Annotated in this window: 20 protein-coding genes, 1 pseudogene and 1 riboswitch; of the genes and pseudogenes, 14 read left to right on the plus strand and 7 right to left on the minus strand. The window is 73.2% G+C overall.

The annotated features are described in order from the left end of the window. Positions 1-345: 345 nt before the first annotated feature. Both K7I03_RS28015 and K7I03_RS28020 read right to left on the minus strand, forming a co-directional pair. On the minus strand, positions 346-1,194 hold the full coding sequence (locus tag K7I03_RS28015; RefSeq protein WP_185944450.1) for an alpha/beta fold hydrolase: 849 nt from the start codon (positions 1,192-1,194) through the stop codon (positions 346-348). 52 nt (positions 1,195-1,246) lie between these two features. After that, positions 1,247-1,732, minus strand: coding sequence for a DUF2269 family protein (locus K7I03_RS28020; RefSeq protein WP_185944451.1), 486 nt, complete (start codon positions 1,730-1,732; stop codon positions 1,247-1,249). Positions 1,733-2,270: 538 nt separating this feature from the next. Here K7I03_RS28020 and K7I03_RS28025 point away from each other — a divergent pair. The 3 genes from K7I03_RS28025 to K7I03_RS28035 all read left to right on the plus strand — a co-directional run bounded on the left by K7I03_RS28025 (position 2,271) and on the right by K7I03_RS28035 (position 5,606). Beyond that, positions 2,271-2,696 carry a MarR family winged helix-turn-helix transcriptional regulator gene (locus tag K7I03_RS28025; protein ID WP_185944452.1) on the plus strand — a complete coding sequence of 142 codons (426 nt, stop codon included), beginning with the start codon at positions 2,271-2,273 and terminating at the stop codon, positions 2,694-2,696. A gap of 315 nt (positions 2,697-3,011) precedes the next feature. After that, on the plus strand, positions 3,012-3,812 hold the full coding sequence (locus tag K7I03_RS28030; RefSeq protein ID WP_185944453.1) for a carbon-nitrogen hydrolase family protein: 801 nt from the start codon (positions 3,012-3,014) through the stop codon (positions 3,810-3,812). Between the two features lie 84 nt (positions 3,813-3,896). Further along, the gene (locus K7I03_RS28035) at positions 3,897-5,606 is read left to right on the plus strand and encodes a flavin monoamine oxidase family protein (protein WP_185944454.1); all 1,710 of its coding nucleotides are present in this window, start codon (positions 3,897-3,899) and stop codon (positions 5,604-5,606) included. A gap of 146 nt (positions 5,607-5,752) precedes the next feature. Here the strand turns inward: K7I03_RS28035 and K7I03_RS28040 are convergent. Both K7I03_RS28040 and K7I03_RS28045 read right to left on the minus strand, forming a co-directional pair. Beyond that, positions 5,753-6,436, minus strand: a pseudogene (locus K7I03_RS28040) (DUF5995 family protein); the annotation flags it as partial. Between the two features lie 108 nt (positions 6,437-6,544). Beyond that, positions 6,545-8,002 carry a uracil-xanthine permease family protein gene (locus K7I03_RS28045; RefSeq protein WP_185944455.1) on the minus strand — a complete coding sequence of 486 codons (1,458 nt, stop codon included), beginning with the start codon at positions 8,000-8,002 and terminating at the stop codon, positions 6,545-6,547. A 280-nt stretch (positions 8,003-8,282) separates the two neighbouring features. Here K7I03_RS28045 and K7I03_RS28050 point away from each other — a divergent pair, with 280 nt between their 5' ends. Then, on the plus strand, positions 8,283-9,008 hold the full coding sequence (locus tag K7I03_RS28050) for a hypothetical protein (protein WP_185944456.1): 726 nt from the start codon (positions 8,283-8,285) through the stop codon (positions 9,006-9,008). A gap of 195 nt (positions 9,009-9,203) precedes the next feature. On the opposite strand, the gene K7I03_RS28055 is transcribed toward K7I03_RS28050, so the two are convergent. Then, entirely contained in the window at positions 9,204-10,442 is a 1,239-nt protein-coding gene (locus K7I03_RS28055; protein WP_224347247.1) for an MFS transporter, read from the minus strand. A gap of 192 nt (positions 10,443-10,634) precedes the next feature. Then, a riboswitch (FMN riboswitch) is annotated at positions 10,635-10,765 on the plus strand. 156 nt (positions 10,766-10,921) lie between these two features. On the opposite strand from K7I03_RS28055, the gene ribD reads away from it, so the two are divergent. The 10 genes from ribD (at position 10,922) to K7I03_RS28105 (ending at position 19,550) form a co-directional block, all read left to right on the plus strand. Then, positions 10,922-12,034: a bifunctional diaminohydroxyphosphoribosylaminopyrimidine deaminase/5-amino-6-(5-phosphoribosylamino)uracil reductase RibD gene (ribD, locus tag K7I03_RS28060; protein ID WP_185944457.1), complete on the plus strand. Its 1,113-nt coding sequence runs from the start codon at positions 10,922-10,924 to the stop codon at positions 12,032-12,034. 3 nt (positions 12,035-12,037) lie between these two features. After that, on the plus strand, positions 12,038-12,679 hold the full coding sequence (locus K7I03_RS28065) for a riboflavin synthase (protein WP_185944458.1): 642 nt from the start codon (positions 12,038-12,040) through the stop codon (positions 12,677-12,679). Then, positions 12,676-13,341, plus strand: coding sequence for a nicotinamide mononucleotide transporter family protein (locus tag K7I03_RS28070; protein WP_185944459.1), 666 nt, complete (start codon positions 12,676-12,678; stop codon positions 13,339-13,341). The genes K7I03_RS28065 and K7I03_RS28070 overlap by 4 nt, the downstream gene beginning before the upstream one ends. Before the next feature lie 49 nt (positions 13,342-13,390). After that, positions 13,391-14,665, plus strand: a complete 1,275-nt coding sequence (locus K7I03_RS28075) for a bifunctional 3,4-dihydroxy-2-butanone-4-phosphate synthase/GTP cyclohydrolase II (RefSeq protein ID WP_185944460.1) — start codon at positions 13,391-13,393, stop codon at positions 14,663-14,665. Between the two features lie 43 nt (positions 14,666-14,708). Continuing rightward, entirely contained in the window at positions 14,709-15,194 is a 486-nt protein-coding gene (gene ribH / locus K7I03_RS28080) for a 6,7-dimethyl-8-ribityllumazine synthase (protein WP_185944461.1), read from the plus strand. 34 nt (positions 15,195-15,228) lie between these two features. Beyond that, the gene (locus K7I03_RS28085) at positions 15,229-15,498 is read left to right on the plus strand and encodes a phosphoribosyl-ATP diphosphatase (protein WP_004952249.1); all 270 of its coding nucleotides are present in this window, start codon (positions 15,229-15,231) and stop codon (positions 15,496-15,498) included. Positions 15,499-15,546: 48 nt separating this feature from the next. Then, a complete protein-coding gene (gene hisG / locus K7I03_RS28090) occupies positions 15,547-16,395 on the plus strand; it encodes an ATP phosphoribosyltransferase (protein WP_004952247.1) in 849 nt (282 codons plus the stop codon). 74 nt (positions 16,396-16,469) lie between these two features. Further along, positions 16,470-16,937 carry a PH domain-containing protein gene (locus K7I03_RS28095; protein WP_185944462.1) on the plus strand — a complete coding sequence of 156 codons (468 nt, stop codon included), beginning with the start codon at positions 16,470-16,472 and terminating at the stop codon, positions 16,935-16,937. A 196-nt stretch (positions 16,938-17,133) separates the two neighbouring features. Then, positions 17,134-18,468, plus strand: a complete 1,335-nt coding sequence (locus K7I03_RS28100) for a hemolysin family protein (RefSeq protein ID WP_185944563.1) — start codon at positions 17,134-17,136, stop codon at positions 18,466-18,468. After that, entirely contained in the window at positions 18,465-19,550 is a 1,086-nt protein-coding gene (locus K7I03_RS28105; RefSeq protein ID WP_185944463.1) for a hemolysin family protein, read from the plus strand. Before K7I03_RS28100 ends, K7I03_RS28105 begins: the two co-directional genes overlap by 4 nt. 150 nt (positions 19,551-19,700) lie before the next feature. Here the strand turns inward: K7I03_RS28105 and K7I03_RS28110 are convergent, their stop codons facing one another. Together K7I03_RS28110 and K7I03_RS28115 are read right to left on the minus strand one after the other, a co-directional pair. Then, positions 19,701-21,542: an AAA family ATPase gene (locus tag K7I03_RS28110; RefSeq protein ID WP_185944464.1), complete on the minus strand. Its 1,842-nt coding sequence runs from the start codon at positions 21,540-21,542 to the stop codon at positions 19,701-19,703. 496 nt (positions 21,543-22,038) lie between these two features. Continuing rightward, positions 22,039-22,647 (minus strand): uridine kinase family protein, encoded by a 609-nt coding sequence (locus K7I03_RS28115; RefSeq protein ID WP_185944465.1) that lies wholly within the window; start codon positions 22,645-22,647, stop codon positions 22,039-22,041. Positions 22,648-22,807 lie beyond the last annotated feature (160 nt).

Genomic DNA, 22,807 nt, shown 5'->3' on the forward strand with positions numbered 1-22,807 from the left:
CGGACGGCGGTGGTCCCCGAGGCGGTGGCGCGTCGGTCGGGACAGGGCTCGCGACCCGACGCGACGCGGAACGGATGTGCCGCGCGGAACTCGGCCGTGCCGCCCGGTACTTGAGATCAGGCCACCGGGCTCACGACGGAATCCGGTGCGCTCACGATGGCCGGCCGTGCGTCCGGAAGCCCTTGTCGCAGGTGAATGTGGTCCTCCCTTGTCCCCCGTGTATTCCCCCGTGTGAGGGACATCACGGCCGAAGCGTCGTCCCAGTGGTGCTCGTTCGGAACGCTAGCACCACGCGTTGCGAGCGCATGGGCGCTTTTCGGCCATTGGGCGCCGCTGCGTCAGGGGTCAGGAAACCGTCGTCGAGCGGAGGAACTCATGCAGAACGGTGGTGAGTTGGGCGGGGGCGTCCTCCTGGACCAGGTGGCCCGCGCCGGGGATCGGCTCGAAGGAGGCGCCGGGTATCGCGGCGGCCAGCTCACGGCCCTTCTCCACCGGGATCCACGCGTCGTCCGTGCCCCAGCACACCGTGACCGGGAGGCCGATCTCGCCGTAGCGGCCCTGGATCTCGTCGGTGTGACGCTGGTCGGCCTGGGCGATCTGCCGGTAGAACGCCGGCTGGCCCGCCGCGCCGAGCCAGGGCTCGACGAGCCGCTCCAGGGCGGCGGGGTGCAGGCCGGGCCCGCCGGTCGTGCCGATGTACTCGCGGACGAGCGCGGCGTGCAGCGCGGGCGGCAACTGCTCGAAGACGGGGGAGTGTTCACCGACGAGGCGGAAGAACGGCGAGCCCCATGGGGCCAGTGCCACCGGGTCGACGAGGGCGAGCGCGCGGTAGCGGGCGCCGTGCAGCAGGTGGGCGCGCAGGGCGACGGCGCCGCCGAAGTCGTGGGCCACGACCAGGGGTTCGGCCAGTTCCCAGTGGGCCAGGAGCTCGCCGAAGACACGGCCCTGGGCGGCCAGGGAGACGTCCTGTCCCTCGGTTTTCTCCGACTGCCCGTAGCCGGGCATGTCCCAGACGTACACCTGGTGGTCGCGGGCGAGCGACCGGGCCACCGCGCGCCAGACGAAGGACGAGAACGGGGTGCCGTGCAGCAGGACGACCGGCGGCCGGCCCCGCTCGCCGAGACGGTCCCAGCGGACCTCGCCGGTGGGCCCGGCGAAGGTCCGCGTCAACTGCCATGCCGTCGTGTCCCGCATGAGGATTCCTCTCGGTCGGGTGTGCGAACGCGAGGAATCGATCTTGCCGGGTTCAGGCTCCGGTCGTCGAACCGGGGCGGACGATCATCAGAACGGTGACGATCGCCCAGGTCAGAGCGAAGAGTCCGGTGATCATCGACAGTCGGGGCAGGCCCGCGGCGAGCTTGGGGGCCGCCTCCGGCTCGGTGTCCTGGAGGTCGAGCGCGTCGATGATCGCGTCCTGGCTGAACACCGCGATCGCCAGCAGCACCGCCGCCACCGCGGTCAGCGCCATCGAGACGACCAGCCAGGTGTCGCCCAGGACGCCCATCCGCTGCGCCGTCGCCATGCCGAAGGCGGGAACGGTCACCGAGATCGCCGAGTAGACCCGGGTGATGCGGTGGAGGATGCGCAGGGCCGCGGTGCCCTTCTTGGTGCGGTCGCCGTCGGGGGCCAGGGCCTGCCGCGCGAAGCGGGGGAAGAGGCTGGCGGCCACGGTCGCCGGTCCTATGAGCAGGATCGCTGCCAGCACATGCAGGCTGAGCAGGAGTTTCGTCATGGCTTTCCGCTCCCATCGCGGTCGGGCGGGCAGAACCGGGCCGGCCGAGGGTTTCAGTCTGGCTTAAACATCGTGAGACGCTAGCATCCCTGGGCGGCGTGGCCGGAAGTGGCCCCGGGTGTGATGGCCGGGGGCCATGCGGCCGGAATGCCGGCGAGGATGCGGGCGAGGACGCGGGCGAGGGGTGATGGCGATGGCCGGGGACGAGCGGACGGAAGCGGTCCGCGCGGAACCCGGAGCCGCAGCGGACGTACCGTCCGCTGGTGAGGGGCGCCGGCCCGGCGGAAGTGCGCCCGGCGAAAGTGTGCCTGGCGGGGGCCTGCCTGCCGGAGATGCGTCTGTCGGAGGTGCGCCTGGCGGGGGAGCGCCTATCCGAGGTGCGCTTGGCGGGGGAGCGCCTGCTGGGCGCGCGTCTGGTGGTGGCTCGCCTGCCGGAGATGCGTCTCACGAAGCAGCGCCCGGCGGAGGTCCGTCCGACGGGGGCCCGTCCTCCGGAGGGCCGCCTGCCGGAGGACCGCCCGCCGGAGGGCCGCCCGGCATGCCGTTGCCGTTGATGCTGATCGGGCTCGGCCGGTTCGTCCAGGACGCGGCCCACCATGTGCTGTCCGCCCACGACGGGTACTCGCTGCGGATGATGGGCGCCCTCGGCCACCTCGCCCGCGAGCCCGGCCTCTCCTACAGCGAACTGGGGCGCCGTGCCGGGGTGACGGCGCAGAGCATGCAGGCCACGGTCCTCCGGCTCGAGGAGGCCGGTGCCGTAGCGCGCACGACGCCCGCCGGGCGGGGGCGGAAGGCGGAGCTCCAGGTCACCGAGCGGGGCCGGCGGATGCTCGACGACATGCGGCGGGTCCTCGCCGGGCTGGAGGACCCGCTGACGGCGGGCCTGTCCGCCGAGGAGCGGTCCGTGCTGGCGCGGGTGCTGGGGCGGATGATGGGCAACGCCGCGGCGGCGTCGGGCCGCTGACGATCACCGGCGGCCGGCCGAAGGGTGCCGCAGGGAGCGGTGTGTGCCGCGCGGCCGACGGCGGTCGGTCCCGGCCGCTCCGGCGGTGCGACCGAGGGCCACGAGGGGTCGTCTGCCCCTGGACACCGACGGGCGCGCAATGAATCGCCGCCAACGCCGGAAAAGGCGCAACGAATCGCTCGGCAGCACGCAACATCCATAGCTTGTCGCCTCAAGAGGCCGGGCCGTACCGTCAAGGCGTTTAACGGAATCCTGACCGGAATCCCGTCGAAAGTTCATCGAAACGCCCGCACGCCGCCCACCCGAAGAGGACGTATGAAGCCGCTGCGTATCGCGCTGTTCCAAGGGCCCTGCGGCGTTCCGTCCTCGACGGCCGCCGCCCTCGGCGCGCTGGACGACGCGGCCCGCCGCGCGGCGGAGTCCGGTGCCCGGCTGCTGCTCACCAACGAGCTCTACCTGACCGGCTACGCGCTCGGCGACCTGGTCCCCGACCGCGCCGAACCCGCCGACGGCCCCGGCGCCGAGGCCGTGGCCGCGATCGCCGCCCGGCACGGGCTCGCCATCGGGTACGGCTACCCGGAGCGGGACGGCGCGGCCGTGTACAACGCGCTCCAGCTCATGGGCCCGCAGGGCACCCCGCTCGCCCACTACCGCAAGACCCACCTCTTCGGCGCGTACGAGACCACGTACTTCACGCCCGGCGCCGAGGCGGTGGTGCAGGGCGAGCTCGACGGCGTCCGGCTGGGGCTGCTGATCTGCTACGACGTCGAGTTCCCGGAGCCCGTGCGGGCGCACGCCCTCGCCGGCACGGAACTGCTGCTCGCGCCGACCGCGCTGATGCGGCCCTACGAGATCGTCCCGCAGACGGTCGTCCCGGCCCGCGCCTGGGAGAGCCAGCTCTACATCGCCTACGTCAACCGGTGCGGCACGGAAGGCGAGTTCGCCTTCGCCGGGCTGTCCTGCCTCGCCGCCCCGGACGGGACCGTACGCGCCCGGGCCGGCGCCGACGAGGACCTGCTCGTCGCCGAGGCCGACCCCGCCCTGCTCCACCGGTCGCGCGCCGAGAACACCTACCTGGCCGACCGCCGGCCGGAGCTCTACACGCGGCTCGTCTGAGTCCCCCCTCGCTTCACCCCCCTCGTTTCACCTCGTACTCCCTCGCTTCACCCACACCCCCTTGCACGCAGGAGAGTTCAGCCGATGACGTCCACGGTGCCCACCGCCGTCCACGACGAGCAGGTCCAGCAGAACGAGCCGCCGATCACCATGTTCGGCCCGGACTTTCCCTTCGCCTACGACGACTACCTGACCCACCCGGCCGGGCTGGGCCAGATACCGGCCACCGAGCACGGCGCCGAGGTCGCGGTCATCGGCGGCGGGCTCTCCGGCATCGTGGCCGCGTACGAGCTGATGAAGATGGGCCTCAAGCCCGTCGTCTACGAGGCGGACCAGATCGGCGGCCGGCTGCGCACGGTCGGCTTCGACGGCTGTACCGAGGGCCAGGACGCGGGCTTGACCGCCGAGATGGGCGCCATGCGCTTCCCCCCGTCCTCCACCGCCTTCCAGCACTACATCGACCTCGTGGGCCTGGAGACCAAGCCGTTCCCCAACCCGCTGGCCCCCTGCACCCCCTCCACCGTCGTCGACCTCAAGGGCGAGAGCCACTACGCGGAGACCGTCGACGACCTGCCGCAGGTCTACCGCGACGTCGCCGCCGCCTGGAACGCCTGCCTGGAGGAGGGCGCGGACTTCTCCGACATGAACCGCGCCATGCGCGAGCGCGACGTGCCCCGCATCCGCGAGATCTGGGCCAAGCTCGTGGAGAAGCTCGACAACCAGACCTTCTACGGCTTCCTCTGTGAGTCGGAGGCGTTCAAGTCCTTCCGCCACCGGGAGATCTTCGGCCAGGTCGGCTTCGGCACCGGCGGCTGGGACACCGACTTCCCCAACTCCATCCTGGAGATCCTGCGCGTCGTCTACACCGAGGCGGACGACCACCACCGCGGCATCGTCGGCGGCAGCCAGCAGCTGCCCCTCCGGCTCTGGGAGCGCGAGCCGGAGAAGATCATCCACTGGCCGCAGGGCACCTCGCTCTCCTCGCTGCACGACGGCGCGCCCCGCCCGGCCGTGACCCGGCTGCACCGCACGGCCGGCAACCGGATCACGGTCACCGACGCCGCCGGCGACATCCGCACCTACCGGGCGGCCATCTTCACGGCCCAGTCCTGGATGCTGCTGTCGAAGATCGAGTGCGACGACGCGCTCCTCCCGATCGACCACTGGACGGCGGTCGAACGTACCCACTACATGGAGTCCTCCAAGCTGTTCGTGCCGGTGGACCGGCCGTTCTGGCTGGACAAGGACGCGTCGGGCCGGGACGTCATGTCGATGACGCTCACCGACCGCATGACGCGTGGCACCTACCTCCTGGACGACGGGCCGGACAAGCCCGCCGTGATCTGCCTCTCCTACACCTGGTGCGACGACAGCCTCAAGTGGCTGCCGCTCTCCGCCAACGAGCGCCTGGAGGTCATGCTCAAGTCGCTCGGCGAGATCTATCCCGGTGTCGACATCCGCAAGCACATCATCGGCAACCCGGTGACGATCTCCTGGGAGAACGAGCCCTACTTCATGGGCGCGTTCAAGGCCAACCTCCCCGGCCACTACCGCTACCAGCGCCGGCTGTTCACCCACTTCATGCAGGACCGCCTCCCCGAGGACAAGCGCGGCATCTTCCTCGCGGGCGACGACATCTCCTGGACGGCCGGCTGGGCCGAGGGCGCCGTGCAGACCGCCCTCAACGCCGTCTGGGGCGTCATGCACCAGTTCGGCGGCGCCACCGACCCGACCAACCCCGGCCCCGGCGACGTCTACGACGAGATCGCGCCCGTCGAGCTGCCCGAGGACTGAGACAAGGGCTGGCCCAAGGACTGGCCCAAGGGCTGTCTTCGAGGAAGCGCCCCGCCGCCGCCCGCCCGGCGCGCGGGGCGCTTCCCGTCGTACCCGAAGTTCGCGTCGTCCCCGTCTTTCCTGTCGTCCCGGCCGTCCCCGCACCCCAGCGGCGTCAGCAGGCAGCGCCCCACCAGCCCCACGCTCGCGTCGACGCGCTCCGCGAACTCCGCCGCCACACCCGGCCGTTCGCGCAGCGCCCAGAGCGCCCGGAACGCCGCCCACGCGGCCCCGCGCGCGGCCTCCAGGGTCCACGACCCGAGCAGGTGGGTGAGCGGATCGGCCACGTCCAGCAGGTCGGGGCCCGGCATCAGGGCCTCGCGGATCCGCTCCTCCACGGAGACCAGCAGCTCGCCGACCCGGTGGAAGTCCCCCTCCAGATCCCGTGGTTCGGCGCCCAGACCCCGGCAGGTGTCGGCGAGGGCGAGCGGCAGATCGTGGCCGATGTGGGCGTTGACGCCCGCCAGCGCGAACTGCACCGGCCGGACGGCGGGATGGCCGCGGAGCTGGAACAGCGGACGCCAGCAGGCCGGCGGTCTTCGCCCCGCCGCCGCCTCGTCGACCGCGTCCAGATAGCGGCTCGCGAACAGCACGTCCAGCGTGGTGGTGGCCAGGCGGTCCCGGAAACCGCCCTCCGGCACCCGCCGCGCCACCTCCTCGGTGACCGCCAGATACACCCCGTTGAAGACCGCCACCCCGTCCTCCGGCGGCAACTCGGCGGCCAGCGCCCGCATCCGGGCGACGACCCGCTCGATGCCGGTCATGGGCGTCGTGGTCCGTGCGCGCGTCATCTCCATGCACACAGAGTGACAGACGAATACGGAGAGTAGGGGCTCTGGTCTCCAAGTTAACCGGAACGGGTGACGCTGCGTAATGAAACCGCAGGTCCGGGCGGCCCGTCAGGCCCCGGGCCGCCGGGACGCGGTCCCGCCGCCGTCCGACTCCCCGCCGTCCGACGCCCCGCCGTTCCGCGCACCCTCCGTCGCCAGCCCGTCGTACCCGCTCGTCCCCTCGTCCAGCAGCGGCTCCTGCCGCTTGAGGTGCGGCGGCGCCAGGAAACGCAGCGCGTGGTAGCCGGTGAGGACCACGATCGTGCCCAGGGCGATGCCGTTGAGCTCGAAGTTCTTGCTGATCTTGAGGCTGACGCCGCCGACGCCGATGATCACGCCCGCCGCGATCGGCACCAGGTTCAGGGGATTGCGCAGGTCCACCTTGTTGTGCACCCAGATCTGCGCGCCGAGCAGGCCGATCATGCCGTACAGGATGACGGTGATCCCGCCCAGCACGCCCCCGGGGACGGCCGCGACGACCGCGCCGAACTTCGGGCAGATGCCGAAGAGGAGTGCGAAGCAGGCCGCCGCCCAGTAAGCGGCGGTCGAGTAGACGCGGGTGGCCGCCATGACGCCGATGTTCTCGGAGTAGGTGGTGTTCGCCGGCCCGCCGACGGCCGTGGACAGCATCGTCGCCGCGCCGTCGGCCGAGATCGCGGTGCCGAGCTGGTCGTCCAGCGGGTCGCCGGTCATCTCGCCCACGGCCTTGACGTGCCCCGCGTTCTCCGCGATGAGGGCGATGACCACCGGCAGCGCCACCAACGCCGCCGACCAGCCGAAGGACGGGCCGTGCAGGGAGGGCAGGCCGATCCAGTCCGCCTTGCCGACGCCTGACAGGTCGAGCCGCCAGTGGTCGACGGCCTGGGGGCCGCCGTTGACGGAATGGATCTTTCCGAAGATCCGGTCGAGGGCCCAGGAGAGGGCGTAGCCGAAGAGCAGGCCCAGGAAGATCGCCACCCGTGACCAGAAGCCGCGCAGGCAGACCACGGCCAGCCCGGTGAAGAGCATGGTGAGCAGGGCCGTCCACTGGTCCTGCGGCCAGTAGGTGCTCGCGGTCACCGGGGCCAGGTTGAAGCCGATCAGCATCACCACCGCGCCCGTCACCACCGGCGGCATCGCCGCGTGGATGATCCGGGCGCCGAACCGGCGTACCGCCAGGCCGCTGAGGAACAGCGCCGCGCCGACCACGAAGATCGCGCCGGTGACGGCCGCGCTGTCGCCGCCCTGGGCCCGGATGACGGCCGCCACGCCGACGAACGAGAGGCTGCACCCCAGGTAGCTGGGGATCCGGCCGCGCGTCGCGAGCAGGAAGAGGATGGTGGCGACGCCCGACATCATGATCGCCAGGTTGGGGTCCAGGCCCATGAGCACCGGACTGACGAACGACGCGCCGAACATTGCCACCACGTGCTGGGCGCCGAGGCCCGCGGTCCGCGGCCAGGAGAGCCGTTCGTCCGGCGCGACGACGGCCCCGGGGGCGGGGGTGCGCCCGTCACCGTGCAGGGTCCAGCGCACGCCGAGGCCCATGAATGCTCCCACTGTGGTTGTTCGAGGTGATCCGCACCATGTTAAGCGCGGGTCAGGAGTGGTCCGCGCGGAGAACGGCGGGTGCCGGGCCGGTCGCTGACGGCCGGTGGGGCTGCTCGGTGAGGTGGCCCGGTCAGGTGGCCGGTGGGGCGGCCGGGCGCTGCTGCGATCGGCGCAATTAACACCTCGTAAGGCTGTATGCCCGGGACGCTCGGCAGGTCCCCGCCCTGGGCGAGGTATGCGTGGGTTGTCCGATTTCCTGCCAAACCAGGAGACATACATGCGTAAGCTCGTCGGCCGCTCAGCGGCCGCCGCGGTCCTCGCCGCGGGCGTCATCGTTCCGGCCGCCGGGGTGGCCGTCGCCGCGCCGCAGTCGCCGTCCACGCCCAAGGTGGCGAGCTGGGACGACGACCACGGCCGGGACCACGGCCGGGACCGGGACCGCGACCGCGACCGCGACAAGGGCCGCGACAAGCACCGCGACCGCGACCGCCGCGACCGCGACCGGGACCGTGACTGCGACCGGGGCCGTCACCACCGCGACCGTGACCGTGACTGCGACCGCGGCCGCTGGGACCGGGACCGGGACCGCGACTGCGACCGTGGCCGTTGGGGCCGTCACCACGACGACGACTGCGACCGCGGCCGCCACCACGGCGGCTGGGGCAACGGCTGGGGCAACATCAACATTTGGGGTGGCTGGGGCAGCTGGGGTGGCGGCCACCACAAGGGCTGGGGCGGCTGGGACCGTGACTGCGACCGCGGTGGCTGGGGCCACAACGGTGGCTGGGGTCACGGTGGCGGCTGGGGCCACGAGGGTGGCTGGGGTCACCACAGTGGCTGGGGCCACGAGGGCTGGGGCCGCGGTGACGACTGCGACGGCGGCGGCTGGAAGCACCGCGGTCGCGACCGTGACTGCGACTGGAACGACGGCTGGGGCCACAAGGGCGGCCACGGCGGCAAGTACGTCCGCAACACCGTCAACATCCTGGGCATCAGCCTCTGAGGCCTCTGAGCCAACGTTCACCCTCTGAGGTCCCCTTCCACCGCGGGCCGTGCGACCGGAAACCCCGGCCGCGCGGCCCGCGGAGGCGTTCCCTCCCTCGAACCATCCCCAGAGCCATCCCTCGAAGGAGTGATGCTCCTCGCCGAGGTCCCTCGAAGGAGTGGCGTCCCTCGATGGGGTGACGCTCAGCCGCTCTCAGCCGCCCCCCGCCGCCGCGGCCCGCGCCGCGCCGCCGGCCCCCGGCCGCAGCGCCCCCGCCGTCACCGCCAGCAGCGCCGCCAGCACCGTCACCAGTCCGAACGAGACCGTCAGCGACGTGGCGTCCGCGAGCTGCCCGATGGCCGACGGGGCGACCAGGCTCGACGTGTACGTGATCGTCGCCACCCCCGCGATGGCCTGGCTCGGCTCCGGTCCGCTGCGTGCCGCCGCCGCGAAGGCGAGCGGCACGACCACCGCGATGCCCAGCCCCACCAGCGCGAACCCGGCGATCGCCGGTGTCGCCCCCGGCGCCGCGACCACCAGCACCCCGCCGCACCCCGCCAGCACCCCGCCCGCGCGGACCGTGCGTACCGGCCCGAACCGGCGGACCGCCGCGTCCCCGGCGAACCGGGCCGCCGCCATCGCACAGGAGAAGGCCGTGGTGCAGGCGGCCGCCAGCCCCGCCCCGGAGCCGACGACGTCCCGCAGATAGACCGCCGACCATTCCAGGCTCGCCCCCTCGGCGAACACCGCGCAGAACCCGACCGCCCCGATGGCCAGCGCCGACCTCGGCGGCAGCGCGAACCGCGGCGGCGCGTGTTCCTCCGCCCGCGGCCGGACGTCCAGCACCGGGCCGCACACCACCGCGCCCAGCAGCGTCAGGACGACGGCCGCCGTACCGAGGTGCCAGCGCGCGTCCGGGCCCGCGTGCGCCGCCACCGTGCCCGCCGCCGAGCCGGCCAGTGCCCCCGCGCTCCACATCCCGTGCAGCCCGGACATGATCGACCGGCCCAGCCGCTCCTCCGTCTCCACCCCCAGCGCGTTCATGGCGACGTCCGCCGTCCCCGACGCCGCGCCGTACACCGCGAGCGCCGCGCAGAGCACCGGCAGGCCGGGGGAGAGGGCGGGCAGGGCGAGGGACGCGCACCACAGGGCGAGCAGTCCGCGCAGCGCGGCGCGGGTCCCGAAGCGGTGGGCGACCCGGCCCGCGAGCGGCATCGCCAGCGCCGCCCCGATCGCCGGGAAGGCCAGCGCCAGGCCCAACTCGCCCGCGCTCAGGTGGAGGTGGTCCCTGATCCAGGGGACGCGGGTGGCGAAGTTCCCGGTGACCGCGCCGTGCACGGCGAACACGGCGGCGACGGCCAGCCGGGCGCGGCGCAGGCCCGGCTCCGCCGCCGTCTTCCGGAGGCCGGTTTTCCGGTCGTCGGTACCCTCTGCGCCGCCTCGGACCTCCATGCCGCGGACCCCCAGTCCCGTCGCCGCCACCGGCCCCCTCGGGCACGGTACGCGGGCCCGCGCGTGACCTGCCACACGCTCTGTCAAGTCCCGTGGACACCGCGCGGCGGCTCGGCGTACGCTCGGAGCGTCGGAGCCGGAAGTCCCCTGGACAACGGCTCGGGCACCCTGTACCAGAACAGATCATTCACGCAGCGCACTCCGGGGTCGGTGAAATTCCGAACCGGCGGTTACAGTCCGCGACCCGGCCGCAGCCAGCGGCCGGTTGACCAGGTGAAATTCCTGGACCGACGGTTAAAGTCCGGATGGGAGGCAGTGCGCGGCGGGCAGGCACCGGCAGCAGAGCCGTGGCCGTGCGGCCGTCCTCTCCAGGCACGTCCCGCACGGGGCACGCGGCGTTCCCGGCGCCGTCGTCCCCGCTTTTCGTCGTTTCTCACGACAGCCCCGGAGTCCATGCCCGAAGAGGCAGGAGGACCCCGGTGGCCACCGCGACCGAAGCAGACGCGATGCGACGCGCCATCGCGCTCGCCGCGCGCGCCCTCGGTTCCACGAGCCCCAACCCCGTCGTCGGCTGCGTCGTCCTCGACGCCGCCGGACGGGTCGCCGGCGAGGGCTGGCACCGGCGCGCCGGAGCCGCGCACGCCGAGGTGGAGGCGCTGCGCGCCGCCGCCGCGGCCGGGCGCGACGTCCGGGGCGGCACCGCCGTCGTCACCCTCGAACCCTGCAACCACACCGGACGCACCGGCCCCTGCGCCCAGGCGCTGATCGCCGCCGGCGTCGCCCGGGTCGTCTACGCCGTCGCCGACCCCACCCCGGCGGCCACCGGCGGCGCGGCCACCCTCGCGGCGGCCGGCGTGGACACCGAGGGCGGCCTGCTCGCCGACGAGGCCGCGGCCGGCAACACCGCCTGGCTCACCGCCGTGCTGCGCGGCCGGCCCTTCGTGCTCTGGAAGTACGCCGCCACCCTGGACGGCCGCAGCGCCGCCGCCGACGGCACCAGCCGCTGGATCACGTCGGCCGGCTCCCGCGCCGACGTCCACCGGCTGCGCGCCGAGGCCGACGCCGTCGTCGTCGGCTCCGGCACCCTGCGCGCCGACGACCCGCACCTCGCCGTCCGCGGCCTCCCGGGCGACCGCGCCGTCACCCAGCCGCTGCGCGTCGTCGTCGACACCCACGCCACGATCCGCCCCGGCGCCCGGGTGCTGGACGACGCGGCGCCCACCCTGATCGCCGTCGGCAAGGACGCCGACACCGGGCACCTGCCCGGGGTGGACGTCGCCCGGCTGCCCGCCGACGGCACCGGGATCGACATCCCCGCCCTGCTCGCCGAGTTGTACGGCCGCGGCGTGCGGTCCGTCCTGCTGGAGGGCGGCCCCCGGCTCGCCGGCGCCTTCCTGGCCGCCGGCGCCGTGGACCGCGTCGTCGCCTACCTCGCCCCGGCCCTCCTCGGCGCCGGACCCGCCGCCCTCGGGGACGCCGGCATCGGCACCATCGACCGGGCCCTGCGCCTGGACGTGACCGACGTCGCCCGCATCGGCCCCGACCTGCGGGTCACCGCCGCACCCCTCGCCACCGCCCCAGAGGAGAACTGAGAAGTGTTCACCGGAATCGTCGAAGAACTGGGCGAGGTCGTCGCCGTGGAACGCCAGGGCGACTCGGCCCGGTTCCGGCTGCGCGGCCCGCTCGTCACGGAGGACGCCGGGCACGGCGACTCGATCGCGGTCAACGGCGTCTGCCTGACGGTCGTCACCACCGCGGACGGCGAGTTCACCGCCGACGTGATGGCCGAGACCCTCGACCGCTCCAGCCTGGGCGCCCTCGACGCCGGCGCGCGCGTCAACCTGGAACGTCCGATGAAGCTGGGCGGACGGCTCGGCGGCCACCTGGTCCAGGGGCATGTGGACGGCACCGGGACCATCACCGAGCGGACGCCCGGGGAGCACTGGGAGACCGTACGGGTCTCGCTCCCCGCGCAGCTCGCCCGGTACGTCGTCGACAAGGGGTCGATCACCGTGGACGGCGTCAGCCTGACCGTCGTCGAGGCCGGGGACGACTGGTTCACCGTCAGCCTCATCCCCACCACGCTGGAGATGACCACCCTCGGCATCAAGAAGACCGGTGATCCGGTCAACCTGGAGGTCGACGTGCTCGCGAAGTACACCGAGCGGCTGCTCGGTCATGTCCCGGCCACCGAGCGGCTGCTGGGCGACCGGATCGCCAAGGGGGGCCGGGCATGAGCGCCGTCTCCTGGCTCGGCGACGAGGCGTTCGCCGCCTTCGGCCAGCACGTCATCTGGTCCGACCTGATCGGCAACACGGCCGGGCTGGTCGCCCTGGCCCTCGGCTGGAAGCGGTCCATATGGACCTGGCCCGTCCAGTTCCTCGCCGGCCTGATCCTCGTCACCGCCTACGCCACCGCCCACCTCGGCGGCGGCGTGGGCAAGCAGCTCCTCGTCATCGGCGTCTCGGTGTGGGGCTGGCGGCAGTGGCACCTCGGGCGGCGCGAGACGCAGGACGGCCTCGCCGTGCGCTTCGCGACCTGGCGTGAACGGGCCCTGCTGCTCGGCGGGACGGCCGTGGGCACGCTGGCCGTCGGCGGGCTGTTCACCGCCGTGCCCGAGCTGTCCTGGAACCCCTGGCCGGACGCGTACATCTTCGTCGGCACGCTCGCCGCGATGGTCGCCCAGGCCCGCGGGCTCGTCGAGTTCTGGTTCGCCTGGCTGCTGGTGGACTTCGTCGGCGTCCCCCTCGCCTTCTCCAGCGGACTGGCCTTCGGCGGCGTCGTCTACGTCGTCTACCTCGGCCTCGTCCTGTGGGGCCTGCGCGACTGGTGGCTGCGCTCCCGCGCCGCCGCCCGCCGCGCCCCGGCCGCCGGGCCGGCCCTCACCCGGGCCGCCTGACCCGCCGGCCGTCCCGCACCGCCCGCCCACGACCCCCACGGAGTGACCCATGACCGCCCCGCACGAGGCCCCCGCGGCCTCAGGACTCGACCCGGTCGAGCGCGCCATCGCCGACATCGCGGCCGGCCGGCCCGTCGTGGTGGTGGACGACGAGAGCCGGGAGAACGAGGGAGACCTCGTCGTCGCCGCCGAACTCGCCACCGCCGAGACCCTCGCCTTCATGATGAGCGAGTGCCGCGGGCTGATCTGCGTGCCGATGGAGGCGGAGGACGTCGACCGGCTCGACCTCCCGCAGATGGTCGAGAAGAACACCGAGACCATGCGCACCGCCTTCACCGTCAGCGTCGACGCGAGCGCCGCGCACGGCGTCGGCACCGGCATCTCGGCCGCCGACCGGGCCACCACCATCCGGCTGCTGGCCTCCCCCGACAGCCGCTCCGAGGACTTCGTCCGGCCCGGCCACGTCTTCCCGCTGCGCGCCCGGCCCGGCGGCGTCCTCGCCCGCCCCGGCCACACCGAGGCCGGCTGCGACCTGGCCCGGCTGGCCGGACTGCGGCCCGCCGCCGCCATCGTGGAGATCGCCGGCGAGGACGGCCGGATGCTGCGGCTGCCCGAGCTGATCCCGTTCGCGCGGAAGCACGGCCTGGCGATCATCTCCATCGAGGACCTGATCACCTATCTGAAGTCCGCCGAACCCACCGTCAAGCGCGAGGCCAGCACCCGGCTGCCCACCGCCTTCGGCGAGTTCCGGGCATACGGCTACCGCTCGGTCCGCGACGGCGTCGAGCACATCGCCCTCGTCTCCGGCGACCTCGGCGACGGCGAGGACGTCCTGGTCCGGGTCCACTCCGAGTGCCTCACCGGCGACGTCTTCGGCTCCCTGCGCTGCGACTGCGGCCCCCAGCTGGAGGCGTCCCTCGAACGGGTGGCCACCGAGGGCCGCGGCGTCGTCGTCTACCTGCGCGGCCACGAGGGGCGCGGCATCGGACTGCTGTCCAAGCTGCGGGCCTACGAGCTCCAGGAGGCCGGCCACGACACGCTGGACGCCAACCTCGAACTCGGCCTCCCCGCCGACGCCCGGGACTACGCGGCCGGCGCCCAGATGCTCACCGACCTGGGCGTCCGCTCCATCCGGCTGATGACCAACAACCCGGACAAGACCATCGCCCTGGAACAGCACGGCATCAAGATCTCCGGGCGGGAGCCGATGCCCGTGGCGGCGGGCGAGCACAATCTCCGGTACCTGCGCACCAAGCGGGACCGGATGGGGCACGACCTGCCCTGGCTGGACGACCACCAGGTCTCCCCCTGCGACAACCAGTAGCACCGAAGCAGTAGCACCACCCGACGAACTACCGAGGAGTGACGTGAGCGGCAAGGGCGCCCCCCAGCTGAGTGTGAAGAACTGTCGTGACCTGCGGGTGGCCGTGATCGCCGCCCAGTGGCACGAGAAGGTCATGGACGGCCTGGTCGACGGCGCCCTGCGCGCCCTGCACGACCTCGGCATCGACGAGCCGACGCTGCTGCGCGTCCCCGGCAGCTGGGAGCTGCCCGTCGCCGCCAAGGCGCTCGCCGGCCGCGGCTACGACGCGATCGTCGCCCTCGGCGTCGTCATCCGGGGCGGTACGCCCCACTTCGACTACGTGTGCCAGGGCGTCACCCAGGGCCTCACCCAGGTCTCCACCGACACAGGCGTCCCGGTCGGCTTCGGCGTCCTCACCTGTGACACCGATGAACAGGCCCTGGACCGCGCCGGACTGGAGGGCTCGACCGAGGACAAGGGCCACGAGGCGGTCACCGCGGCCGTCGCCACGGCGGTCACCCTCCGCTCGGTGTCGGAGCCCTGGCACTGACACCCGGGGCGGACCCCGTAGGGTAGGGACCACCATGGACAGGAAGACGTTCGAGGAGCTCTTCGCCGAGCTCCAGCAGAAGGCCGCCGGCGACCCCGCCACCTCCCGCACCGCGGAACTGGTGGGCAAGGGCGTCCATGCCATCGGCAAGAAGGTCGTCGAAGAGGCGGCCGAGGTGTGGATGGCCGCCGAGTACGAGGGCGCCGAGGCGACCGCCGAGGAGATCTCCCAGCTCCTCTACCACCTCCAGGTGATGATGGTCGCCCGCGGCATCTCGCTCGACGACGTGTACGCCCACCTCTGATCCTTACCCTCGTTTTTCCCCATCCCCCTGCACTAAGGAACCGCCCTCATGCTGCGCATCGCCGTCCCCAACAAGGGTTCTCTCTCCGAGCCTGCGTCGGAGATGCTCCATGAGGCCGGTTACCGGCAGCGCAAGGACCGCAGGGAACTCGTCCTCGTCGACGCCGCCAACGAGGTCGAGTTCTTCTTCCTCCGCCCCCGCGACATCGCCGTCTACGTGGGCTCCGGCAAGCTCGACATCGGCATCACCGGCCGCGACCTGCTGCTGGACTCCGGCTCCCGGGCCGAGGAGATCATGCAGCTCGGCTTCGCCGGCTCGACGTTCCGCTACGCCACCCGCCCGGGTACGGCCCAGGACGTCTCCGAGTTCGGCGGCATGACCATCGCCACCTCCTTCGCCGGCCTGGTCACCAAGCACCTCGCCGACCACGGCGTCGACGCCGACGTCGTCCACCTGGACGGCGCCGTCGAGACCGCCATCCAGCTCGGTGTCGCCCAGGTCATCGCCGACGTCGTCGAGACCGGCACCACCCTGCGCAACGCCGGGCTGGAGATCATCGGCGAGCCGATCCTGGAGTCCGAGGCCGTCGTCATCCGCCGCGCGGGCGCTCCGGCCGACGACCCCAAGGTCCAGCAGTTCCTCCGCCGGATGCAGGGCGTCCTCGTCGCCCGGCGCTACGTGATGATGGACTACGACATCCGCGTCGAGCACGTCGAGCGCGCCGTCGCGCTCACCCCCGGCCTGGAGTCGCCCACCGTCTCGCCGCTGCACCACGAGGGCTGGGTCGCCGTCCGCTCGATGGTCCCGGCCAAGGACGCGCAGCGCGTCATGGACGAGCTGTACGACCTGGGCGCGCGCGCCATCCTCACCACCGGCATCCACGCCTGCCGCCTCTGACCCCGGCGGCCCCGGCCGATCCCGACCCCGGCCCCCGCGGCGCCGCGCACCGCCCGACGAAGGAACGCACCGACGTGACCAGCCCAGCAGCGCCCGGAAGCGCCCAGACCACCCTCCCGGCCGTCTTCCGCCCGGCCCTCACCCGGGTGGTGCTCCTGGGCATCGGCGGCGCGCTCGTCGTCGTGATGGCCGTGATGTCGTTCCTGCTGGAGTCGTTCACCGCGGGGGACCGGGCCACCTTCATCGGCACCGGGCTGCTGGGCCTGGGCGTCCTCGCCCTGCTCGCCCGGCCCAAGGTGGTCGCCACGCCCGAGGGCGTCACCGTGGTGAACCTCACGACCGTCCGGCGGCTGGCCTGGGCCGAGATCGTCCGCGTCAACCTGCGGCCCGGCGACTCCTGGGTCCACCTCGACCTCGCCGACGGAACGACGCTGCCCGCCATGGGCATTCAGCCCGGCATGGCCAGGGACAAGGCCATCGCCCAGGCCCGCACCCTGAGCGCGCTCGTCGCCGAGTTCGGCACCGGCAGCTCCACGACCTGAGCCCGGCCGGCCGCCCCCGTCGCCGGTTCCTTGATTACTCTGGTGTGCACGGGCACCCACCTGCCCCGTCCCGCCCACCCGGCCGCCTCCCGGCGGCCCGCGGGACACCTGCGAACCGAGGAGTGATCCCCTCCGGGATGGACGGACCGTCCTGTAGTACCTGCGCCGCCCCCCATCGTGAGGCGGCGCCATGAGTATCACCGTCTCGCTGCTGCTCCTGGCGGCGGCCCTGCTCCTGATCCTCGCGAACGGCTTCTTCGTCGCCGCCGAGTTCGGCCTCGTGACCGTCGAGAAGCCCGAGGCCGAGCGGGCCGCGGCGGACGGCGACCAGCGGGCCCGCACCGTCGTCGAGGCCCTGCGCGAACTCTCCTTCCAGCTCTCCGGCACCCAACTGGGCATCACCATCACCTCCTTGGTGGTCGGCATGCTCGCCGAGCCCGCCCTCGGGCGGCTGCTCACCGGGGTCTTCGCCGCGGCCGGGCTGCCGTCCGGCGCCGCGCCCGGCGTGGCGGTGGTGACCGGCATGCTGGTGGCCGCCGCCGTGCAGATGGTCCTCGGCGAGCTGGTGCCGAAGAACTGGGCGGTCTCCCGGCCGCTCCAGGTCGCCCGCTTCGTCGCCCGCCCGCAGAGCGCGTTCTCGCACTTCTTCCGGCCCGTGATCACCCTGCTGAACACGGTCGCCAACCGGATGGTGCGGGCGCTGGGCGTGGAACCGGCCGAGGAGCTGGCCTCCGCCCGCACCCCCGGCGAGCTCGTCTCGCTCGCCCGGCACTCGGCCCTCGCCGGGGCCCTGGAGCAGGACACCGCCGACCTGTTCGTGCGGACCCTCTCCCTGGGCGAGCTGACCGCCCAGCACGTGATGACACCCCGGGTCAAGGTCAGCGCCCTCCAGGCGGGCGCCACCGCCGAGGACGTCCTCAACCTGACGCGGGCCACCGGCCTGTCCCGCTTCCCCGTCTACCGGGAGCGGCTGGACGAGGTCGTCGGCGTGGTCCACCTCAAGGACGCGCTGGCCGTGCCCGCCGAGGAGCGGCTGCGGACGCCGCTCACCCGGATCGCCGTCGCCCCGCTGCTCGTCCCGCAGAGCCTGCCGGTGCAGCCGCTGCTGGAACGGCTGCGCAGCGAGCAGCCCATGGCCGTCGTCGTCGACGAGTACGGCGGGACGGCCGGTGTCGTCACCCTGGAGGACATCGTCGAGGAACTCGTCGGCGAGGTCCGCGACGAGCACGACCACGCCGACGCCGCCCGCCCCGACCTGGCCCCCGTCCCCTGCGAGGACGGACGCCCGGCCTGGGACGCGGAGGGCAGCTGCCGCGTCGACGCCCTGCACCGGATCGGGCTCGACGCGCCGGAGGGGCCGTACGAGACCGTCGCCGGACTCGTCGCCGACCTGCTCGGCCGGATCCCCGTTCCCGGGGACACGGCCGAACTGCCCGACGGCTGGCGGCTGTCGGTGCGGCGGGTCGGGCACCACCGGGCGGAGCGGGTGCGCTTCGTGCGGGCGGCGCTGGTGAGGGGAGACGTGCGATGAGCGTGCTGCAACTCCTCTTCGCCCTGGTTCTGGTGCTGGCCAACGGGTTCTTCGTGGGCGCCGAGTTCGCCCTCGTCTCGGTGCGCCGCAGCCAGATCGAGCCGCGGGCGGCGGAAGGGTCCAAGCAGGCCCGGACCGTCCTGACCGGACTGGAGAACCTGCCGCAGATGATGGCGGCGGCCCAGTTCGGCATCACCGTCTGCTCGCTGACGCTCGGCGCGGTCGCCGAGCCGACGGTGGCCGGGCTGCTGGAGCCGGTCTTCCACGCGGCCGGGCTGCCCGACGGGCTGATCCATCCGCTCGGGTACGTCATCGCGTTGGCCCTGGTGGTCTTCCTGCACCTGGTCATCGGCGAGATGGTGCCGAAGAACCTCGCCATGTCCGCCCCCGACCGGGCGGCCCTCTGGCTGGGCCCCGGCCTGGTCGCCTTCGCCCGGCTCTGCCGGCCGGTCACCCGGCTGCTCGGCGCGTGCGCGCACGGGGTGCTGCGGCTGTTCCGGGTCGAGCCCAAGGATGAGGTGGAGGCCGTTTTCACCAGTGAGCAGCTGACTCATCTGGTGGAGGACTCGCGGCAGGCCGGGCTGCTCGACTCCGTCGAGCAGGAGCGGCTGGAGGACGCGCTGGAGCTGGGGACCCGGCCGGTGACGGATGTGCTGCTGGATCCGGGCGGGCTCGTCACCGTGACGCCGGCGGTCACCCCTCGGGAGATCGAGGGGCTGACCGTGCGGACCGGGTATTCGCGGTTTCCGGTGCGCGCGTCCGGTGGGGCCTTCATGGGGTACATCCATGTGAAGGACGTTCTGGATCTGGAGGAACGGGACCGGCCCGTGCCGCAGCACGTGTGGCGGCGGGTCGAGACGTTGCGGGCCGAGCTGCCGCTCGATGACGCGCTGACGGTGATGCGGCGGGCTGCCGCTCATCTGGCCGCGGTCGCCGATGCTTCGGGGAAGGTGCTTGGGTTGGTGGCGTTGGAGGATGTGCTGGAGATGTTGGTGGGGGAGGTGCGGGATCCTTCGCATCGGGTCGCGGCTGTGACGCCGGTGGTGCCGGATCCGCGAGTGCGGGAGGTTGTCACGGGGTGAGGGTGCCCCGGCCCCGCCCTTTCACCGTTTCCTGGGGGCTGCGCCCCCAGACCCCCTTGTCGCGGCTTCGCCGCTCGTCCTGCGCGGAGCGCGGTTTCGGGGGTGCGGGGGCTTGCCCCCGCAGAAACGGTGAAAGGGCGGGTCCGGGGCCTACCTCTCCGGGCCCCGGCCCGAGAGCACCTCCCCGTACGCCTGCATCAGGTCCGGCAACCGCAGCGTCGCCAGATCGTCGCGCGACAGCGCACCCGCGTAGCCGGACAGCCGGAGGTCCCGGTACGCGCAGCTCTTCTCGTACAGCGTCCGCAGGAAACGTCCGTTTCCCAGTTCGTCGATCCAGCCCTGGCCGACGACGTGAGCGCTGATGGAGCGGAGTTCCTCCAGTGCCTCCTCGTCCCATGCGTCACCGTTCTCGCCGGCGAGGACCTCGCCGATGGAGGTGAGTTCGGCCGGGCGGTAGCTGGGGAAGTCGACGCGGGTGGTGAAGCGGGAGCTCAGGCCGGGGTTGGCGGCGAGGAGGCGGTCCATGCCCTCGGGGTAGCCGGCCAGGATGACGACGAGGCGGTCGCGGTTGTCCTCGGCGCGTTTGAGGAGGACCTGGAGGGCCTCGTCGCCGTAGGCGTCGCCTTTGCTGTAGCCGGAGTTGGAGAGGCTGTACGCCTCGTCGACGAAGAGGACGCCGCCGAGCGCGGAGTCGATCAGCTCGTTGGCCTTGACCGCCGTCTGGCCCAGGAACTCGCCGACGAGGTCGGCCCGCTGGGCCTCGACCAGGTGGTCGCCGCCGAGCAGGCCGAGGGCGTAGAAGACCCGGCCGAGGATCCGGGCCACCGTGGTCTTGCCGGTGCCGGAGGGGCCGGAGAAGACGAAGTGGCGTTTGGGGGGCTGGACGGGCAGGCCCTGGCCGGCTCGGAGGCGGGCCATGTGCAGCTGTGCGGACAACGCTCTGACCTGCCGTTTGACCGGCTCCAGGCCCACCATGCGCTCCAGTTCGGCGAGCGCCTTGGCGAGCAGGACGGGGTCGGAGGGGCCGGGGACGGGAGGGGAGGACGGCTGTGGGGGGACCCGGGCCATCTCCCGTACCCCGCCGACGGGGGCGGGTGCCGGGACCGTGCCGGTGAGGACGTCGCCTGCCCGCGCCTCCGGGTCCCCGGCGGTGTCCGCGGCGTCCGGCGGGTCCTGGCCGGGGCCGCCGAAGGGGAACGGCGGGGAGAGGTCCGTGTGCTCGTCGAGTCCGTCGCCCGCCGAGATGGCGGTCAGCCGGGCGGAGGTGTCCATGAAGGTGGGGTCCACCCGGTGCACGGCACGGTAGAGGGGGAGGGCGGCCGCGCTGCGCCCGGTGCCCTCGTGGGCGCGGGCCAGCCAGTAGCGGAGTTCCTTGCGCTGCGGCTGTTCGCTGCGGCACCGCATCAGCGCCGTGGAGAGCAGCGGCTCCGCCTGGCCGTACATCTCCAGGCGGACCCGGGCCATGCCGCCGAACAGTCCGGCCTCGATGCCCAGCAGCGGGTCGTCGAGTAAGGGTTCGGTGTGGCGGACGAGCTGTTCCCAGTCCTTGACGAGGTAGGCGCGGCAGGCGTGCAGGAAGCGGACCTGCGCGTCGGTGTCGACGGGCGGGCACTCGGCGAGCGCCCGGTCCAGCTCGGGGACGTGCCGGCCGTCCAGCCAGTGGGAGGCGTGGGCGAGCAGCAGGTCGCGGCCGGTCTCCAGGACCGGCTGGACCCACCAGCCCAGCCAGTACCAGGAGTTGAGCGGGCGCCGATGACGGGCGCGCTGCTGGCCGAACCGGTCGCGGTGGCGGTACATGCGCAGCAGTGCGGTGGAGGTCTCGGCCCGCAGGGCGTGCAGGCCCAGCCAGGCGTCCGCCATCCCGGGGTCGACGCGCACCGCCGTCCGGAACTCCTCCTCCGCCTGGGCGTAGGCGCCCATCGTGCAGGCGTCCACACCGCGCAGCCAGGCGAGATCTGCCGGGGCGGGCGGGCCCTGTGTGCCGAAGTCCATCGCATCCCCCACAAACCCTGCCCCCGTGCCGCGCCGCCGGGCGGGTGCCCGGCCGCTTCGTTCGAACCATTGTTCTGTGGGCGGGAGTTGACCAGTGTTGCCGGCGCCCGCCGACGACGGGTGCGCCGCTTGGCATCGTACCTGCGCGGTCGGCGTGGCCCGTAGGGTGCGGGGGCTTCCTTCGTGGGCGCCGGGGGTGGTGTGCGGGGCGTCCGGGAGGTGCCGCGGCGGCCTGTCACCGTGGGTAATGGCCTCTCGTCCGGGCGATGGGGCAAAAGGGGTGTAAGGGTGTCCGCAGGGAGGACGAAGCCCCCGGTCACGGGGGAACAACCGGGGGCTTCGCGTTCTCCGGCGACCGCGTCGGATCGCTCCTTCTGAACGTAAGTCCTGTACGGGCCCGGGGTCAAGCCGAGTTGGGGCGGTCCGTGGACGCGGGGAGCGTGGGTGCGCCGGGTCCCGGGGCGGGTTGGCTACGCAGCGTAGGGAAGGGCGGGGTTCAGTCGGTCCCGTGAGGTCCCGGCAGCACCTCGTACCCCAAGGGGCTCTGCCGCACCAGGAGTTCTGCATAGGGGCGCGTGGGGTCCGCCGCGAAATGCGCGCGCTCCGCCCGCATCCATCCGGCCCAGAATTCCGCTTGCTCCGCTCCGTCGCGGAGTTGACCCCTGTCCCAGGAGTCACTGCGGTCTAGGTCCATCCACAGCAGGCAGGCGAGGTGGGGGCGCAGGGCGCGGCGCCCCGCGCCCACCCCCTCCAGCAGGACCACCGGCGCGGCGGGCAGGGCGCGTTCGGGGCCGGCGAAGCGGCGGGCCGTCCAGTCGTAGGCCCGGTAGTGTGCGGTCGCGCCCCGGGCGAGCGGGGCGAGGATCCCGGTGCGGAGCCGGTCCGTCCATGCGAACAGCTCGTCGTGTGTCGCCAGGTCGTCCAGGTGCAGCACCGGTGTGCCGCCGCCCAGTGCCTCGGCGAGCCGGGCCGTGAACGTCGTCTTCCCCGAGCCCGCGTGCCCGTCGACGGCGACCAGCCGGACCGGGCCGAGGGACGGGGGGCGGGCGCGGATGCGGCGGGCGAGGACGGTGAGGGGGGAGACAGGGGAAGTGGGGTCGTGCACGGGGTCACCTTAGGCGGCGGGCCCGTACGCGCCTGACGCGCGGTGCGCCTTCCGCGCGGTGCGCCTGACGCGCCGTACGTCGCGTCACTGGCTCCCGGCCGTCCCGCCCGGGATAGTGGGCCGTCCGGACCGCGCGGCCCGACCGGACCGCGTGGGCGGC

It is taken from the genome of Streptomyces mobaraensis, from assembly GCF_020099395.1.
Taxonomy (GTDB): Bacteria; Actinomycetota; Actinomycetes; order Streptomycetales; family Streptomycetaceae; genus Streptomyces.